The organism is Streptomyces sp. 5K101, assembly GCF_046506645.1.
Classification (GTDB): Bacteria; Actinomycetota; Actinomycetes; order Streptomycetales; family Streptomycetaceae; genus Streptomyces.
In genome coordinates, this window is the sequence record NZ_JBKFFO010000004.1 from 372,289 (window position 1) to 389,308 (window position 17,020).

16 protein-coding genes and 1 riboswitch are annotated in these 17,020 nt (G+C 73.3%); of the genes, 8 read left to right on the forward strand and 8 right to left on the reverse strand.

Annotated features, from left to right (window positions below; translation table 11 throughout):
* Window positions 1–4: 4 nt before the first annotated feature.
* A riboswitch (cyclic di-AMP (ydaO/yuaA leader) is annotated at window positions 5–158 on the reverse strand.
* Window positions 159–623: 465 nt separating this feature from the next.
* Entirely contained in the window at window positions 624–1,805 is a 1,182-nt protein-coding gene (locus ACLB9X_RS10110) for a zinc-dependent alcohol dehydrogenase (protein WP_410359918.1), read from the forward strand.
* Window positions 1,806–1,809: 4 nt separating this feature from the next.
* Here ACLB9X_RS10110 and ACLB9X_RS10115 read toward each other — a convergent pair whose 3' ends face one another.
* A complete protein-coding gene (locus tag ACLB9X_RS10115) occupies window positions 1,810–3,591 on the reverse strand; it encodes an ABC transporter ATP-binding protein (RefSeq protein ID WP_410359919.1) in 1,782 nt (593 codons plus the stop codon).
* A 75-nt stretch (window positions 3,592–3,666) separates the two neighbouring features.
* On the opposite strand from ACLB9X_RS10115, the gene ACLB9X_RS10120 reads away from it, so the two are divergent.
* Window positions 3,667–4,242 (forward strand): TetR/AcrR family transcriptional regulator, encoded by a 576-nt coding sequence (locus tag ACLB9X_RS10120; protein WP_410359920.1) that lies wholly within the window; start codon window positions 3,667–3,669, stop codon window positions 4,240–4,242.
* A 145-nt stretch (window positions 4,243–4,387) separates the two neighbouring features.
* On the opposite strand, the gene ACLB9X_RS10125 is transcribed toward ACLB9X_RS10120, so the two are convergent.
* Window positions 4,388–5,167 carry an Fpg/Nei family DNA glycosylase gene (locus tag ACLB9X_RS10125; protein WP_410359921.1) on the reverse strand — a complete coding sequence of 260 codons (780 nt, stop codon included), beginning with the start codon at window positions 5,165–5,167 and terminating at the stop codon, window positions 4,388–4,390.
* A 184-nt stretch (window positions 5,168–5,351) separates the two neighbouring features.
* Between ACLB9X_RS10125 and ACLB9X_RS10130 the strand changes: the two genes are divergently transcribed.
* Window positions 5,352–6,365: a DNA topoisomerase IB gene (locus tag ACLB9X_RS10130; protein ID WP_410359922.1), complete on the forward strand. Its 1,014-nt coding sequence runs from the start codon at window positions 5,352–5,354 to the stop codon at window positions 6,363–6,365.
* 13 nt (window positions 6,366–6,378) lie between these two features.
* Here the strand turns inward: ACLB9X_RS10130 and ACLB9X_RS10135 are convergent, their stop codons facing one another.
* On the reverse strand, window positions 6,379–7,083 hold the full coding sequence (locus ACLB9X_RS10135) for a helix-turn-helix domain-containing protein (protein WP_410359923.1): 705 nt from the start codon (window positions 7,081–7,083) through the stop codon (window positions 6,379–6,381).
* A 232-nt stretch (window positions 7,084–7,315) separates the two neighbouring features.
* On the opposite strand from ACLB9X_RS10135, the gene ACLB9X_RS10140 reads away from it, so the two are divergent.
* On the forward strand, window positions 7,316–7,921 hold the full coding sequence (locus tag ACLB9X_RS10140) for a CBS domain-containing protein (RefSeq protein WP_410359924.1): 606 nt from the start codon (window positions 7,316–7,318) through the stop codon (window positions 7,919–7,921).
* Between the two features lie 48 nt (window positions 7,922–7,969).
* Here ACLB9X_RS10140 and ACLB9X_RS10145 read toward each other — a convergent pair whose 3' ends face one another.
* Both ACLB9X_RS10145 and ACLB9X_RS10150 read right to left on the reverse strand, forming a co-directional pair.
* Entirely contained in the window at window positions 7,970–10,384 is a 2,415-nt protein-coding gene (locus ACLB9X_RS10145; RefSeq protein ID WP_410359925.1) for a glycoside hydrolase family 65 protein, read from the reverse strand.
* Between the two features lie 2 nt (window positions 10,385–10,386).
* Window positions 10,387–11,349 (reverse strand): HAD family hydrolase, encoded by a 963-nt coding sequence (locus ACLB9X_RS10150; protein WP_410359926.1) that lies wholly within the window; start codon window positions 11,347–11,349, stop codon window positions 10,387–10,389.
* Between the two features lie 278 nt (window positions 11,350–11,627).
* Between ACLB9X_RS10150 and ACLB9X_RS10155 the strand changes: the two genes are divergently transcribed.
* Window positions 11,628–12,482 carry a universal stress protein gene (locus ACLB9X_RS10155; RefSeq protein ID WP_410359927.1) on the forward strand — a complete coding sequence of 285 codons (855 nt, stop codon included), beginning with the start codon at window positions 11,628–11,630 and terminating at the stop codon, window positions 12,480–12,482.
* Between the two features lie 28 nt (window positions 12,483–12,510).
* Here the strand turns inward: ACLB9X_RS10155 and ACLB9X_RS10160 are convergent, their stop codons facing one another.
* On the reverse strand, window positions 12,511–12,807 hold the full coding sequence (locus tag ACLB9X_RS10160) for a dsRBD fold-containing protein (RefSeq protein WP_410359928.1): 297 nt from the start codon (window positions 12,805–12,807) through the stop codon (window positions 12,511–12,513).
* 108 nt (window positions 12,808–12,915) lie between these two features.
* Here ACLB9X_RS10160 and ACLB9X_RS10165 point away from each other — a divergent pair, with 108 nt between their 5' ends.
* A complete protein-coding gene (locus ACLB9X_RS10165) occupies window positions 12,916–13,707 on the forward strand; it encodes a transglutaminase domain-containing protein (protein ID WP_410359929.1) in 792 nt (263 codons plus the stop codon).
* 109 nt (window positions 13,708–13,816) lie between these two features.
* On the opposite strand, the gene ACLB9X_RS10170 is transcribed toward ACLB9X_RS10165, so the two are convergent.
* Window positions 13,817–14,095 carry a DUF6296 family protein gene (locus ACLB9X_RS10170; RefSeq protein WP_410359930.1) on the reverse strand — a complete coding sequence of 93 codons (279 nt, stop codon included), beginning with the start codon at window positions 14,093–14,095 and terminating at the stop codon, window positions 13,817–13,819.
* Between the two features lie 184 nt (window positions 14,096–14,279).
* On the opposite strand from ACLB9X_RS10170, the gene ACLB9X_RS10175 reads away from it, so the two are divergent.
* Window positions 14,280–14,471 (forward strand): CsbD family protein, encoded by a 192-nt coding sequence (locus tag ACLB9X_RS10175; protein ID WP_410359931.1) that lies wholly within the window; start codon window positions 14,280–14,282, stop codon window positions 14,469–14,471.
* A 48-nt stretch (window positions 14,472–14,519) separates the two neighbouring features.
* Here ACLB9X_RS10175 and ACLB9X_RS10180 read toward each other — a convergent pair whose 3' ends face one another.
* On the reverse strand, window positions 14,520–15,071 hold the full coding sequence (locus tag ACLB9X_RS10180) for a tellurite resistance TerB family protein (protein ID WP_410359932.1): 552 nt from the start codon (window positions 15,069–15,071) through the stop codon (window positions 14,520–14,522).
* A gap of 192 nt (window positions 15,072–15,263) precedes the next feature.
* Between ACLB9X_RS10180 and pgm the strand changes: the two genes are divergently transcribed.
* Window positions 15,264–16,904: a phosphoglucomutase (alpha-D-glucose-1,6-bisphosphate-dependent) gene (gene pgm / locus ACLB9X_RS10185; RefSeq protein ID WP_410359933.1), complete on the forward strand. Its 1,641-nt coding sequence runs from the start codon at window positions 15,264–15,266 to the stop codon at window positions 16,902–16,904.
* Window positions 16,905–17,020 lie beyond the last annotated feature (116 nt).

Consider the following 17,020-nt stretch of genomic DNA (forward strand, 5'->3'; position numbering starts at 1 on the left):
GACGCATTCCTCTCCGTCGCCTGCGAGGTGAGCTGTCGGGTTCGGGCTGGAGATGCCCGGTCGCATGTCGGCGCGACTTCACCCCGAGCCGTTCCGGATTCCGGATCGGCGGCTTACCTGGGTCCCCCGCTCCTGCCGAACGTGAGTGCGTGTGGTCGGATTCCCGGACGGCGGCAGGATTCGGCGGTCCATCCGGATTGCGCTGACCGTAAGCGAGAGCGGCCCGGCGGAACAAGCCTCGAATTCACAGAAGCAATGCCGGACCGGGAAAAAGGGACGGAAAATAACCTTTCTCGCTTCCTGGCGGAGACTCAACTTTCCTTCCCCGCAAGGGATGCACGGACCCTGCCCGACACCATGGGACGTCCGTCACGTGACCGACGTCACGGAACCGAGAACAATGAGAACCGCCCGCTCGTTTCACGCATAAACGGACATACAGGCATTCGAAGGGGAAAGTGCCATACGGGAATGCCCGCCTTTCCTTTGGGTGCTAATAGTCCGTTTTCGTCGATATGTAATGGCATCGACCGCTTCGGGTACTCGGCCGTGGTGGCCGGGTGCGCGGCGCCGCCCGTACGACGGCCGCAGGCCGCTCATCGACAGCACCGCGGGAGGACACGATGCGCGCACTGACATGGCAGGGCCGGCGGGACGTCCGGGTCGAGACCGTCCCCGATCCCCGCATCACCGAGCCGAAGGATGTGATCGTCCGCGTGACGTCCACCGGCATCTGCGGTTCGGACCTGCACCTCTACGAGGTTCTGGGCCCCTACCTCGATCCCGGCGACATCCTCGGCCACGAGCCCATGGGCGTCGTGGAGGAGACCGGTCCCGAGGTGACCGCCCTCTCGGTCGGCGACCGCGTCGTCGTGCCGTTCAACGTCTCGTGCGGCGAGTGCTTCATGTGCGCCCAGGGACTCCACTCCCAGTGCGAGACGACCCAGGTGCGGGACCGCGGCACGGGCGCGTCGCTGTTCGGCTACACGAAGCTGTACGGGCAGGTCCCCGGCGGTCAGGCCGAGTACCTACGGGTGCCCTTCGGCGACACGCTGCCGGTCAAGGTGCCCGAGGGACCGCCGGACGAGCGTTTCGTCTACCTCTCGGACGTGCTGCCGACGGCGTGGCAGGCCGTGGAGTACGCGGACGTCCCGCCCGGCGGATCGCTGACCGTGCTCGGCCTCGGGCCGATCGGCGACATGGCCTGCCGCGTGGCCCTGCACCGGGGCGCCGGACTCGTCATCGGCATCGACCTCGTCCCCGAGCGTCTCGACCGGGCCGAGGCGCGGGGCGTGACGGTCCTCGACCTGCGCGAGCACGACGAGGTCGCCGACGTGGTCCGCGACCTGACCAACGGCCGCGGCTCGGACGCGGTCATCGACGCCGTGGGAATGGAGGCCCACGGCGCACCGGTCGCCAAGGCGGGTCAGTGGGCGACCGGCCTGCTGCCCGGACGCGTGGCCCGGCGCGTCATGGAGCATGTCGGCGTGGACCGGCTGGAGGCGTTCTACACGGCCATCGACGCGGTACGGCGCGGCGGGACGATCTCCCTGGCCGGGGTCTACGGCGGCATGGCGGACCCCGTGCCGATGCTGACCCTGTTCGACAAGCAGATCCAGCTCCGCATGGGGCAGGCCAACGTCCGGCGCTGGGTGGACGACATCCTTCCGCTGCTCACGGACGCCGATCCGCTCGGCGTCGAGGGCTTCGCGACGCACATGCTGCCGTTGGAGAAGGGACCCGAGGCGTACGCCACGTTCCAGGCCAAGCGCGACGGCATGGTCAAGACCCTGCTGAAGCCCTGAGTCGTCACACCGCCTGCGGGTCCGCCGAGATGCGCAGGGCCTCCACCAGCTCCCGGTACAGCGCGTCCGTGGCGAGCAGCTCGTCGTGGCTGCCCCGCGCGCGTATCCGGCCCTCGTCCAGCACCACGATGGTGTCCGCGTCGATCACGGTGGACAGCCGGTGGGCGATCGTGACGACGGCGCCGGTCTCCGCACGGGCGCGGACGCACCGCTGGACGGCGGCCTCGGTCAGCCCGTCGAGCTGGGCCGTCGCCTCGTCCAGGAGGAGCACGTCCGGGGCGCGCAACAGGGCCCGGGCCAGCGCGATGCGCTGCCGCTCGCCGCCCGAAACGGCCGTGCCGGACAGGGACGTGCCGAGCCCGTCGTCCAGAGCGTCGACCTTCTCCGCCAGCCGCACCTCGTCCAGCACCCGGCGCAGTTCCGCGTCCGTCGCGTCGGGGCGGGACAGCAGCAGGTTGTCCCGGATCGTCCCGGGCACGACCGGGGTGTCCTGCTCGACGTACGCCAGGCGGGACCGGATCTCGGCGTGGGTGTGGTCGCGGTAGGGACGGCCGTCCAGGAGCAGTTCGCCTCCGATCGGCTCCAGGAAGCGCAGCACCAGGGAGAACAGCGTGGTCTTGCCCGCTCCCGACGGTCCGACGATCGCGGTGTGCCCATGGCGCGGAATCACCAGGTCGACACCGCGGACCGCCGGTTCGGCTTCGGGGCCGTAGGCAGCGGTGACGTCTCGCAGTTCCAGTACGGGGGTGTCCGGCCGGGCGGTCTCGCGCGCGGGGGTCTGCAGCAGGGCCCGTCCTTCCGCCTCCTCCGTCCGGAAGTCCTCCGTCTCCCGGATGCGTTCCGCCGCGGCGATGCCCGACTGGAGCGCGGTGACGTTCTGGCCGAGTTCGCTGATCGGTTCCATCAGCCCGAACGCGTACAGCAGGAACGCGATGAGGCCGGAGACCTCGAGCGCCCCCTCGGAGACCCGCCACGCCCCCACGCCCAGGACCAGGATGATCGCCAACTCGATGCCGGACCCCGCGATCGTCCAGGCCAGGGCCTCGCGGCGGACCGCACGGACGCCGTGCTCGGCGGAGGTGCGCGCGTCGGCGACGATGCGCTCGGCCGTGCGGTCCTCGGCCCGGCCGGCCTTCACCGTCCGGATGGCGCGCAGCGCGCCCTCCAGGTTGCCGCCGAGCCGTCCGAGGTGGTCCTGCGCCTGTCGCTGGGCAGTAGCGATGCCGGGCATCAGGACGGCGAACAGGACGCCGACCACCGCCACGGCGGCAGCGACGGTGCCCAGCAGGACCAGGTCGAGGACGCCCATGAGGATCAGGGTCCCGAGGAGCATGACCACGGCGTTGATCAGGCCGACCGGGGCGCCGGTGGCGGCCTGGTGCAGCAGGACCGTGTCGGAGGTGACACGGGTGACCAGCTCGCCGGGAGGTCGGCCGGTGACTGCGGGCACCGTGGCACGCAGGAAGCGCCGCACCATCGACTCGCGGGCCCGGAGCACCACGCGCTCGCCCAGCGCGCCGATCAGCGTCCACTGCCAGTACGCCACGGCACTGCCGACGACCAGCAGGAACAGCAGGGCCAGCAACGGTCCCCGTAACGAGTCCGAGCCGCCGAGCGCGTCGAGCACGCCCTTCGTGACCATCGGCGTGGCCAGCCCCATCCCCGACGTCATGAGGGCGAGGAGGAGGGCCAGGGCCAGGGCTCGCCTGTGCGGACGGGCGAACGACCAGAGGATCCGCAACCGCGAAACGGACACCTTGGGAGACGTATTTTTCGGAGCACTCATGACGCAGAGTGGAACATTGATGTTCCATAACGGTCAAACGATTTTCATCTTGGCGGGAGCGCTACCGTATGGCGCATGAGTGAGGAGCGGACAGCGGCGCCTGAGAGCGGCACACGGGCACGCACGCGGCGCGCCATCGTCGACGCCGCCGTCGCCCTGGTGGCCGGTGACCCGACCGCGTCGCTCGGCGACGTCGCGGCAGCGGCGGGGGTGGGGCGGACGACCGTGCACCGCTACTTCCCTGAACGGTCCGACCTGCTGGCGGCCATCGGCGCGGACGTCCTGGAGAAGGTCGCCGCGGCGACCGAGCGCGCCCGGCTCGACGACGGCCCGGCCGCCAAGGCGCTGGAGCGGCTCTGCCACGAGTACTTCGAGCTCGGCGACGGCCTCACGCTGATGTTCGAGTCGCCGCAGCTGGCGACCTGGTCCGGTTGGGACGAGGAGACCGCCGCCGACCAGGACTTCCTGCGCACGGTCCGGCGCGGCCACGCGGAGGGCAGCATCGACCCCGAGCTGGACGAGGAGTGGGTCCGCAATCTGGTGTGGGCCCTGCTGTACTCGGCCTGGGAGCACACGCGGACCGCCGGGGCGTCCAGGCACGCTGCCATGACCCTGTGCCTGCGCACCCTGCGCAAGGCCATCGCCCCCTAGCCTGTTTCGCGGGCCCGGACTCCGTGCACGGAGGCCCGCGCTCCGTGCGCGGAGACTCGTGCTCCGTGCGCGGAGACTCGTGCTCCGTGCGCGACCGCCTCCCCCCGCCCTGCCGCTCAGCTCTCGTGGGCCCGCTCCGTGCGGCTCAGGTCTGGCACGCGGGGCACCACACGGAGCGGCGGCCGCCGGTGCGGTCCGAGTTCAGCGGCCCGCGGCAGCGCGGGCACACCGGGTCGCGGTCGTCCCGCCGTCCGGTGAGCCAGGTCCGCCGGGGCGGCACGCGCGCGGCCGCCACGGAGGACCGCAGGACCCGGCCCATCGCGGCGTGGATCCGGCGCAGTTCGGCCTCGGCGAGGTCCCGCGCGGGCCGGCCGGGCGCCACCCCGGCGCGCCACAGGATCTCGTCGCTGAGCAGGTTTCCGAGGCCGGCGAGCACCGACTGGTCCATCAGTACGTTCTTGACGGCGCCACGCCGCCCGGCGACCCGTTCGAGGAACGTGTCCCGGGGCAGGCCGAGCGCGTCCGGCCCGAGGTCGCCGATGACGTGTTTCACGGCCTCGTCGCTGCCGGCCAGGTGGACGCCCTGGAGTTTGCGCTGGTCGCGGTAGTGCAGCCGGCGGTCGTCGTCGAACGTGAGCACGATCCGGTCGTGGTCCGCCACGGGGTCGTCGGGCGATGCGGCCAGCAGCAGCCCCGTCATGCCGAAGTGCCAGACGACGCGGGGCCCGTCGGTGGGGGCGACGAGCCACTTGCCGTGCCGCCACGGCTCCTCCAGCCGCCGCCCCTCCAGTTCCTTCCGCAACCGCCGTACGGTCACCCCGCGCAGCACGCCCGGGTCGCGCACGTCGACTCTCCTGATCCGCCGGCCCGTGCCGCAGGAGCGCAGCACCTCGCGGAACCCCTCGACATCCGGCAGCTCGGGCATGCGCTTCTCCGTCGTCGGCAGCCCCCGTGTACAGCGCGCCGCGCGGCCGCGGCGCGGACCCCTGCCGAGTACCCCGCGGCGCGGCCGGCATCCCCCGGAAGGGCAGGCCGGCAGGGGTGCGCCCGGGGTGAAGCGGGGCCGAGTGGGTAGCCGCGTACCGGAACCGCACCGGAAGGAGAGGTCCATGCGCCTGCGTACCAGCCGGCCCACCGACCCCGGCTTCCGGCGCGTGCGGCACGGGCGCGGGTTCCGCTACCTCGACACCGAGGGCCGCACGCTCGTGGACGGCCCGGAGCGGGACCGGATACGGGCCCTCGTCATTCCGCCGGCCTGGACCGACGTGTGGATCTGCCCCTGGCCCAACGGACACATCCAGGCCGTCGGCACGGACGCGGCGGGCCGCCGCCAGTACCTGTACCACCCGCAGTTCCGCGAGCAGCAGGAGGCGGCCAAGCACGAACGGGTGCTGGAGGTCGCCGCCAGGCTCCCCCGCGTGCGTGAGCGCGTCTCCCGGGACCTGCGCACCGGCGGACTGGGCCGGGGCAGGGTGCTGGCGCTCGGGGTGCGGCTGCTGGACCTCGGTTTCTTCCGCGTCGGCGACGAGCACTACACGGACACGAACGACTCGTACGGACTCACCACCGTGCTGCGCGACCAGGTGACCTGCCGCGGCGGGGAGATCGGCTTCGACTATCCGGCCAAGAGCGGACGCCGCTACTGCCGGGAGCTCGTCGACAAGGAGTCCTTCACCGCCGTCCGGGCGCTGCTGAGGCGGGGCGGCGGCGGCGACAGGCTGCTGGCCTACTGGGAGGACCGCGCCTGGCACGACGTGAGCGGCGACGACCTCAACCGGCATCTGCGCCGGCTCGCCGGCCGCCCCCTCACCAGCAAGGACTTCCGGACCTGGCACGCCACCGTCCTCGCGGCCGTGGCGCTGGCCGTGTCGGAGCCCGCCGCGAGAACGTCCCGGACGGCCCGGCGGCGCGCGGCCTCCCGTGCCGTGCGGGAGGTGGCGGACTACCTCGGCAACACGCCCGCCGTGTGCCGCTCCTCGTACATCAATCCGCGGCTGTTCGAGCTGTACGACGAGGGCGTCACCATCGAGCCGGCTCTCGGGGACCTGGGCCGCTACGACCGGCCGGGCACGCTCGCCACCCAGGGTCCGGTGGAGGCCGCGGTGCTGCGGCTGCTGGCCTGAGGCGCGGCCGGCGTCAGCGGAAGTCCCGCGGCGCCGGCTCACCGCGCACGAGGATGCGGCGGCCGGTGACCCGGTCGGGGGCGAGGACGATCCACAGGTCCCGCTCGCCGTCGGCCCACGGCGCGCTGTACGCCCGCCGCTCCAGCTCCCGTACGGCGTCCTGGTCCGTGACCGGCCGTGCCGTGCCGACGATCAGGACGCTCCAGCCACGGCTGAACGCCTCGTCGATGTGGTCCGCCTCGAACGCGATCTCCTCGCCCGCCACCTCGCCGGGCAGCGCCTCCCGCGAGGTGCGGAAGGTCACCTCGCCTTCGGCCACCACGTAGTTGACCGGAAGGATGGCGGGCCCGTCCCGTCCGGCGACGGCGATGCGTCCGACACCGTGGGTGTCGAGCAGCGCCCAGCACTCGTCCTCGGTCAGCTCCACCAGTTCGGGCCGGTGCGCGGTGCGCCCGGAGCCGGGCGGCACGTCGGCGCCGCCTCCGGTCAGGGCGGTGACGGTGGTCTCCAGGGCGTCGGCCAGCCGCAGCAGGAAACCCATGCCGGGGGTCGCGGTCTGCTCCTCCAGGTACTCGATGTACCCGGGCGCGGATCCGGCCCGCAGCGCGACGTCCTCGCGGGACAGCCCGAGCTGCTGCCGCCGGGCTGCCACCCGGCGGCCGATGTCGCCCTTCGAGGGCCCTGCGGCCGGGCCTCCGGTCTGCGCTCTCTCCGGCATGGTGGCACCTTCTCAGGTCGGCGTTCCCGGTGTGGCTCGCGCCTCGCGCCCACGGTAGTCAGGCGCCCGGCGGGCCGCACGGCGGCGATGCCCGCCGCGACCGGTGGGGGCGCCTCGGAAATACTGGGGTCGAGGAGCCGTACGCACGTGGAGCCGTACGCAGGTGGAGCCGTACGCAGGTGGAGCCGTACGCAGGTGGAGGTGGAGCCATGACGCCGAGGACCGGTGTGCGATGAGAAACCGCTCCGTCGCCGATCTGATGACGCCCGAGGCGGTGTGCGTCCAGCGCGGCACCGTCTTCAAGGAGATCGCCCGGCTGCTCGACGAGTTCGGCATCACCGCCGTGCCCGTGATCGACGACGACGGCCGGCCCGTCGGCGTCGTGTCCGAGGCGGATCTGCTGCGCCGGCACACCGGCGGTGCCGGCTCCGAGATGGCCGAGGGGCTGATGACGAGCCCCGCCGTGGTCGCCCGGCCGGAGTGGAGCGCGGTGGAGGCGGCCCGGGTGATGGAGGACCGGCACATCAAGCGGCTGCCGGTGGTCGACGGCTCGGGGCGGCTGATCGGGGTGGTGAGCCGCAGCGACCTCCTCCAGCTGTTCCTGCGGCGGGACCGGGCCATCCAGGAGGAGATCGTGGAGGACGTCCTCGCCGGCACGCTGGGCGTGTCCCCGGCGGCCGTCACCGTCCAGGTCGACCAGGGCCGGGTGACGCTCAGCGGGACGCTGGAGCGCAAGAGCCTGGTGCGTGTGGTCGTCCGGCTGTGCCAGAGCGTCGACGGCGTCGTGGACGTGGTGGACCGCCTGTCCTTCGCGGACGACGACACCCGCCCGGCCTGAACAGAGAGGAGCCACCCCGCCTGGACCGGCCCGCCCGGAGGGAAAGCGCTACCCGGCCGGTACCTGGAGCACGCGGGACGTACCCGGCTCCACCGGCACCATGCGGTCGGTGAGGCGTACCTCGATCGGGGACTCGTCCGAGTCCGGTACGCCGATCTCCAGCTCTCCCGGCCGCATGCGCACGCGCACGCCCCAGTGGCCGTGGTAGCGGATGGAGAACCCGTAGTCGGGCAGTTCGGGCGAGTGGACGGGGTCGAACCAGAGCGCCCCGCCGCGGGTCTCCATCCCCGTCAGGCCGCGCTGCACCAGGTCGAGCGTGCCGGCCATGGCGCCCAGGTGCACGCCCTCCTCGGTGGTGCCGCCCTGCAGATCGGCGATGTCGCCCTCCAGCGCCTCGCGGCAGTACTCCCACGCGTCCTGCCGGCGCCCCCGGGCGAGGACCCAGCCGTGCACCAGGCCGCTCAGCGTCGAGCCGTGGCTGGTGCGGCCCAGGTAGTAGTCCACGGTCCGGTGCCAGGTGTCGTCGTCGAGTTCGTAGCCGAGGCGCCGGAAGACCCCGCGCAGTTCGGCAGGCGAGAACAGATAGCCGAGCATGAGGACGTCGGCCTGCTTGGACGCCTTGTAGCGGTTGACGGTGTCGCCTTCGGCTTCCAGGACGCGGTCGAGACGGCGGATGTCGCCGTGCCGGGCACGCAGTCCGGCCCAGTCGAGCTCCGCCAGGTCGCCGTAGCCGTGGAACTGGCTGATGACGCCCGCGTGGAAGGGCACGTACAGCCGCCGCGAGACGTCGTCCCAGTGCTCCAGCTCCGTGTCGTCGAGCAGGATGCGCTCGCTCAGTTCGCGCAGGCGCGGCGCGGGCAGTTCACGCAGGACCTCGAGCGCGCGGGCGAGCACCCAGGCGGCGGTGACGTTGGTGTACGCGTTGTCGTCGAGGCCTGGCAGCTTCGCTCCCGGGTACGCCTCGTGGTACTCGTCGGGTCCGACGACCCCGCGGATGCGGTAGCGCTCCATGTCCTCGTCGTAGGAGCTGTAGTCGGCCCAGAAGCGGGCGATCTGCGTCAGCATCTCCGCGCCCTTGGTGTGCAGGAACTCCGCGTCGCCGCTCGCCTCGCAGTACTGCCAGACGTTGTACGCGATGGCCGACCCGACGTGGTGCTGGAGCCGGGAGTGGTCGGGCAGCCAGCGCCCCGAGCGGGGGTTGAGATGCAGCACCTGTGTCTCCTCGCGGCCGTCGCTCCCGCTCTGCCAGGGGTACATGGCCCCGGTGTACCCGGCGTCGCGGGCCAGCCGCAGCGCCGCCTCCAGGCGGCGGTGGCGGTAGAGCAGAAGCGCCCGGGACACCTCGGGGAAGTGCAGGTTCAGATAGGGCAGGACGAACAGCTCGTCCCAGAAGATGTGCCCGCGGTACGCCTCGCCGTGCAGCCCGCGGGCCGGTACGCCGACGTCGAGGTCGGCGGTGTGCGGCGAGAGGGTCTGCAGCACGTGGAAGAGGTGCAGGCGCAGGATGCGCCCCGCCTCCCCGGGCACGTCCAGTTCGCCCCTGCCCCACAGCTGCCGCCAGGCGGTGCGGTGGGACTCCAGGAGGGCGTCGAAGCCGGGGGCGCGGGCGACGCGGTCGACGGCGGCGTGCAGGGGGTCGCTGATCGCCGGGTCCCGGGAGGTGTGCAGGGCGACGGTCTTGTCGACGGTCCGGGTGCGGCCGTCTTCGAGGGAGAGCCGTATCAGCTGTACGGCACGCAGCGGCTCGTGGGCCGTGTGCGGCCGCTCGGTGTCCGCCGGCCGTGGGTCCGCCGGCTCGTCGGCGGTGATGCGGGCCGCCATGCCGATGCGGATGTCGGAGGTGGTGGTGCGGCAGCGCAGCCACACCACCTCCTGGTCGGCGTCCCCCGCGTTGACGTGGACGAGGTGGCTGCCGTTGAGGTCCGCGTAGCGGGCCACGCCGCTGTTGGTCACGGAGCCGTCGAGCGCGGCCTCGACCTCGATGTCCCCGGACCAGCCCTCGGCGGTGAACTGGGTGCGCAGGACGGCCAGATGCGGGTCTCCCATGTGGACGTACCGCAGCTGGCGCACCGCCAGGACGCGTCCGTCGCCCGCCGCGTACCGCACGCCGCGCTCGAGCGTGCCGGAGTACAGGTCGAGTCGCTGGCGGTGTTCGCGCAGGGCCGGGTCGTCGGGGTGGAACCAGGGTGCGTCGCCGCTCGGGCTGTGCATGCGAAAGCGCAGGGGCAGCCAGTTGGGCAGGTTGACCATGTCCTCGTTGACGACCTGGCGGCCGGCGACGGTGGAGGTCAGCCGGTTGTAGCAGCCGGCCGCGTAGGTGCCGGGGTAGTGCACGGCGTCGGCGACGCATTCGGGCGCGGTGCCGCGGGTGGCGAAGTATCCGTTGCCGAGCGTGCACAGGGCCTCCCGCAGGCGCTCACGGCCGGGAGCGTAGCCCTCGTACGTCCAGATCCACTCGGGCATGGTCAGTCCTCGGGGGCGTCGGGGAGCAGGTCGGCGAGGTCACCGATGACGAGGTCGGCGCCGTGTTCCAGCAGCGCGGTCGCCGTTGCGGGGCCGGCGGTGCGGTCGACGCCGACGACCAGGGCGAAGCGGCCGCGCCGGCCCGCCGCCACTCCGGCGAGCGCGTCCTCGACGACCGCGCACCGGCCGGGTGCCACGCCGAGCCTGCGCGCCGCCTCCAGGAAGAGCGCGGGGTCGGGTTTGCCGGGCAGCCGCAGCCGGGCGGCCTCCTGACCGTCGACCAGAACGTCGAAGTAGCCCAGAACACCGGCGCGGGTGAGCAGTTCGCGGGCGTGGCGGGACGCGGACACGGCGGCGAGCGGCACGGACCGGGAGCGCAGCTCGGTCAGGAGCCGAACGGTCCCCGGATAGGCGTCGACGCCCTGCTCCCGCAGCCGTTCGGTGAACAGCCGCTCCTTGTACGCGGCGACGGCGGCCACGGTGCCGGTGCCCGGCGGGTCGTCGGGGCTGCCCGGCGGCAGGCGCATGCCGCGGGAGCCGAGGAACGCGGCGGCCCCGTCCAGGCGGGACCTGCCGTCCACGTGGCGCAGATAGTCGTCGCGGACGTCGAAGGGGCGGCGGTCCCGGGGATCGTCCGGCGGATGCTCCCGCAGGCAGGCGTCGAAGGCGGTCTTCCAGGCAGCCGCGTGGAGACGTGCGGAGTCGGTGACGACGCCGTCGGTGTCGAGGACGACGGCCGCGGCGTCGCGCCAGAACCGACGGGCGTCAGGGGCCGCCGACGTGGCGCCCCGGCCGATCGGACCCTCGGGGGCCGTCCACGCGGCGCCCTGCCGGGCCGGACCCATGGCGCTGTCCTGCCGCCCTGCGCCCCGCCCGACCGGACCCCCGGGAGCCGTCCACGCGGCGCCCCGCCCGGCCGGACCTGCGGGGCGGTCCTGCCGTCCGGCGCCCTCGTCCGCGCTCATGTGGTCCCTCCCTGTCGTTCGCCGTGCGGCGCCGCTGCGTGCGGCGGCCCCGTCCTCCACCGCACGGGGCGGCCCGGCGCCGGCGGCGGAGGGGGACGGAGCCACGCGGTCAGGGCGGCCGGGTACCCCGTTCCACGACGGCCGAACGGCGTTCGCGCGGCCGGCGGCGGGCTCGGGCGCACGCGCGCGCTCGTCGGCCGGCGGGCGGACGCCGACAGGCGGCCGTGAGCGGCACCCTGGAAGGTGGCCGCAGGAGCGATCCGAAGGAGGAACGAACCATGACCCGGCATGTGACCGTCGGTCTGGACAACTCGCCCGAGAGTCTCGCGGCGGCCCACTGGGCGGCCCGGGACGCGGGGCTGCGCGGCGCGGACCTGCTCCTGGTGCATGTGGAGGAGTGGCCGCTGCCGGTGGCCGTGGCCATGCCCACGGTCACCCGTGAGGACCACCGGACCTGGGCGGACAGGCTGCTGGAGAGCGCCGTCGGGGAACTGCGCAGCACCCACCCCGGGCTGCGGATCTCCACGCGCCGGGTGTCGGGACGGCCGCCCGCCGGGCTCGCCGCCGTGGCGGCCGACGCCGAGCTGCTGGTGCTCGGCTCGCGGGGGCTGGGCACGGTGATGGGCGCCCTGATGGGTTCCGTCGGCCTGGCGACCATCGGGGCCACGCGGACGCCGGTCGTCGTCGTACGGGCCGAGGGCAATGTCGGCGGGCACGCCCGGGACAAGGACGTGGTGGTCGGCGTGGACCTCCACCGGCCGGCCGATCCGGTGCTGGCCTTCGCCTTCGGCGAGGCCGCGCGGCGCGGGTGCGCGCTGCGGGCCGTGCACGGCTGGAAGCTGCCGCTCGCGGTCGGGCACTCGGCCGACGCCCGGGCCGAGGGCGAACGCAAGGCGGCCGCGGCTTTGGCCGCCGCGCTGCGGCCGTGGCGCGAGGAGTATCCCTCGGTGGAGGTGGTGGAGCGGCCCGTGCCGGGCTCCGCCGCCCAGGTGCTGGTCGACGAGGCCGGCGAGGCCGGTCTGGTGGTCGTCGGACGCCATGTCCGCCACGCTCCCCTGCCGCACATCGGTCATGTCGCACACGCCGCGATGCATCACTGCCGGGCACCGGTGGCCGTCGTCGCCCATGACTGACCGCGGAACCAGGTGAGCGCGGCCGGGCTCACGGAGTCGTGTAGGGCCAGCCGTATCCGGTCCCGGGCGGGTTGCCGTCCCCGGCTCCGACGGCTTCGAGGTCACGGTCGGCGGCCTTCATCAGCTGCCGTGTGAGGCTGTGCATCGCACGGGCTGCCGCGAGTTCGTCGCCGATCTCGGGTACGTCCACGTCCTCGGGGTTGCGGTGGGCCGTGCCGTGCCCGGTCAACGTCGTGGTGCCGGTGTTCAGCACCGCCCGGGCCTTGGTCGTGCCCTCCTCCTCGACGAGGACGATCTCGACCTTCCACTCCAGCGTCCTTGCCATGGCGCACTCTCCCGGCGTGTCGGGGGGTCCTGGTTCCAGCATCCGTCCCGGCCCGCTCTTCTGCGACCGGCTGCGGGGCCCGGCACCGCTGGGGGCACAATGTCCGTCATGACGAGTTCGATACTGCGGCCGCGGAACCGGCTCCGTACCGCCACGCCCGGCGGGAGGACCGCGGACGGGAGCACGGAGGCGACGCGGATCCTCGACTGGGGCCATGCGCGGGTCGGGGAGCTGCTCGGCAGCCTCGGCGCCGCGCCGGGCCCGGACGCGTCCGCCGGTGATCGGCTCACGGCCCTGCGCCGTGCGCACCGCAGGATCTCCGCGACCGTGCGGCCGGTCTACTCGGTGCAGGACGAGCGCCCCGTGTCGGAGGTGCTGCGGCGCGGGCGAGGGTCGTGCAGCCAGCGCCTCGCGGTCCTCGAGTCGGTCGCGCGGGCCGGCGGTGTCGCCACCCGGGTCCGCGGCCTGGTGGTGGACGGGGGGCTGTGGTACCCACGCTTTCCCCGGATGCGCCGGCTCGTTCCGGACCAGGTGCTGCTGGCGTGGCCCGAGTTCCGGCTCGGACCGGCCGGCGAGCCGGACGGCGGGTGGCTTTCCGTCTCTGAACTCTTCGGCGACCTCGACGAGTTGAGCGGGCACCCCGACGGCGGGTTCACCAACGCGGGCCCGGAGACCCTGTTCGAGGCCCTGTCCCGGACGGCGATCGACTGGGACGGGCACACGGTGTGCCCGGCGGACGCCGCGGCCTGCGACCTGTCCGGGCACGTCGTCACGGACCTGGGCCGTTTCGACTCGCGCGACGACCTCTTCGGCCTCCACGGCCAGACCCTGTGCCGCACGGCACGCCTGGTGGCCGAGCCGGTGATGGGCCGCCGCTCGGCGGGGCCGCCGGCCGACTGATCCCGCCCGGACGCTCCCCGCACCGGCCGGGTGCACGCCGCCCGCCCGTGTCGCACCGCCGGAGCGGGGCCGCCCGGCCCGCGCTGGTCCTCAGGCCGCCGTCAGGGCCTCAGGCCGCCGCCGGACGCGGGGTCTCCGGAGGCGGGCCCGCCCGGTCCGGGGCCGGGACCCGGGCCACCACCGGGAAGTGGTACGTCTGGTGTCCGCCGCTGGCCAGCATCCGCACCTCGCCCCGGTCGCTGATCTCCGCGCGCACGATGCCGGTGTCGTCCTCGTAGACCGGGTAGCCGCCCGCGCCCGCCCGCTCGGTACGCCGGACCACGACGACGTCGTCCTCCACGGCGGGCGCCTGGAACACGAGCTCATAGGTTTCAGGACTGTTGTTCATGAGTGCCACCGCCTTCTTCCCATCGTGGCCCGTGGGCTCACACGGCGCCTGCCGGGACGGCGTAGCGGCGCGGCCGCTGCGACGACCTGCCGCTGCGCATGCATGTCGTCCAGGGTCGGGGTACCCGCAGGGTGTGATTTCACTCGGTCGCGGACCCGCGGCCGTCTCCACACGGGAGCACATCATGGCGAAGGACAAGGGCAGGGGCGACAGGCTGAAGGGCAAGGCCAAGGAAACGATCGGCAAGGCCACCGGCAACGAGCGGATGGAGGCCGAGGGCCGCACCGACCAGGCGAAGGGCCGCGCCAAGAAGGCAGTGGGCGACGCCAAGGACAGGGCACGCGGCGCAGGCGAATCCCTGCGGGACGAGACCTGACCCGGTGGCTCCGCCGCCGCCCCGTCCGGGGCGGCGGCGGAGCCTTGCTCACAGGCCGAACTCGGCGGGCGACACGCCGAGGACGGAGCACGCCTCGCGAAGGATCTGCTCCTCGGCGGGCGCCACGTAGCCGTCCGCGCCCGCGACGACGAAACCGGTCTGGATCACGGCGCGGGCCTCCGCCGGCTTCTTCGCCGCCTTGGCGACCTCCTGCAGCGCCTCCCCCTTCCCCTGCGGGAAATTGAAGGCCAGCTGGTCGACGTGCTTGTTGAACCGCTGGCGCAGCTGCTCCGGCGGGAAGTTCTGCAGGACGTCGTTGCTCAGGATCAACGACTCGACGTGCTGCCTCTCAGCCGGGTCGACGTGGCCGTCCGCGGCGGCGACCAGGGCGCACATCGCCATGCTCGCGTCCCGGTAGGCACCGCTCTTCAGCTCCGTCTTGAGCGAGGTGAGCTGCGACTTCAGCGTGTTGACCAGCTGGGCCCGGGAGCCGCCCGAGGAGCCGGTGCCCGGCCTGCCGTGGCCGCCCGCGCCCCGCACGCCCTGGGACTGCTGCTGCAGGTTCTTGGCCTGGTCCTTGATCCGATCCCACATCGCCACTGGTGCACCTCGGCTTCTGACTGTTTCGTTCCGGTCCGTGCTCGGCGGGTACCCGCGCGTCACCATGGCAACGCCGTCGCACCGCGTGAAGTTCCTGGCCGGTACTGCACCCGTGCGAGCGGGGCCGCCTCGCGCCGCCCCGTCCGGTGCCGCCACACTGAACGCACTCGACCGATGCGGAGGAGTGGACGGATGCCGAACGAGCGCGCGGGACAGCAGGCGCGGCCGGAGGACCTCATCGACGTGGCGCGACTGGTGACCGCGTACTACGCCCTGCACCCCGATCCGGACGATCCGTCGCAGCGTGTCGCGTTCGGCACGTCGGGGCACCGCGGTTCCTCCCTCGCGACGGCCTTCAACGAGGACCACATCGCCGCGACCAGCCAGGCGATCTGCGAGTACCGGGCACGTCAGGGCGTCGACGGGCCGCTGTTCCTGGGCGCGGACACCCATGCGCTGTCCGAGCCCGCGCGGGTGACGGCCGTGGAGGTCTTCGCGGCCAACGGCGTGACCGTGCTGGTCGACACGGCCGACGGCTACACGCCCACACCGGCGGTGTCGCACGCGGTCCTGGCCCACAACCGGCTCCGTCCGGCCGGGCGGGCGGACGGCGTGGTGGTCACGCCGTCGCACAATCCCCCGTCGGACGGCGGTTTCAAGTACAACCCGCCGAACGGCGGCCCGGCCGGCTCGGAGGCGACCGGCTGGATCCAGCAGCGGGCGAACGAGATCATCGGCGGTGGCCTCAAGGACGTGCGGCGCATCCCGTACACGCGTGCCCTGGCCGCGGAGACGACCGGCCGCTACGACTTCCTCGACGCGTACGTGCGGGACCTGCCCGCGGTCCTCGACCTGGACGCGGTGCGCGCCGCGGGAGTGCGGATCGGCGCGGACCCGCTCGGCGGCGCGTCGGTGGCGTACTGGGCCCGTATCGCGGAGGAGCACCGGCTCGACCTGACGGTGGTGAACCCGCACACCGATCCCACGTGGCGGTTCATGACGCTCGACTGGGACGGCAGGATCCGGATGGACTGCTCGTCGCCGTACGCGATGGCCTCGCTGATCGAGGCCCGGGACCGCTACGCCATCGCCACCGGCAACGACGCGGACGCGGACCGGCACGGCATCGTCACGCCGGACGGCGGGCTGATGAATCCCAACCACTACCTCGCGGTCGCCATCGGCTATCTCTACCGCCACCGCGAGCGGTGGCCCGCGGGTGCGGCCGTCGGCAAGACGCTGGTGTCGTCCGGGATGATCGACCGGGTGGCCGCCGACCTCGGGCGCGACCTGGTGGAGGTGCCCGTGGGCTTCAAGTGGTTCGTGGACGGCCTGGCGGACGGCACGCTCGGCTTCGGCGGCGAGGAGTCGGCCGGGGCGTCGTTCCTGCGCCGCGACGGATCGGTGTGGACCACCGACAAGGACGGCATCATCATGGCCCTGCTCGCCTCCGAGATGCTGGCGGTGACCGGCCGGACGCCGAGCGAGCAGTACGCCGACCTCACCGCCCGGTTCGGCGAGCCGGCGTACGCCCGTGTCGACGCGCCCGCCACGCGGGAGGAGAAGGCGGTGCTGAGCCGCCTGTCCGCCGGCCAGGTGACGGCCGGCACGCTGGCCGGGGAGCCGGTCACCGGCGTGCTCACCGAGGCGCCGGGCAACGGGGCCGCGATCGGCGGCATCAAGGTGACCACGGCCAACGCCTGGTTCGCGGCGCGCCCTTCCGGAACGGAGGACGTCTACAAGGTGTACGCGGAGTCCTTCCTCGGCCCCGACCACCTGGCCCGCGTCCAGGAGGAGGCCCGCGCGGTCGTCTCGGCGGCGCTGAGCGCCTGACCTGTCGTCACCGGGCGACGGGCGGCGCGGGCTTCCCGTCGGCCGGGCCGAGCGGAACAGATGCCCCACCGCGGAGGCCGTCGATAGGCCGACTGCACCAACGCACCGCCGCCCGG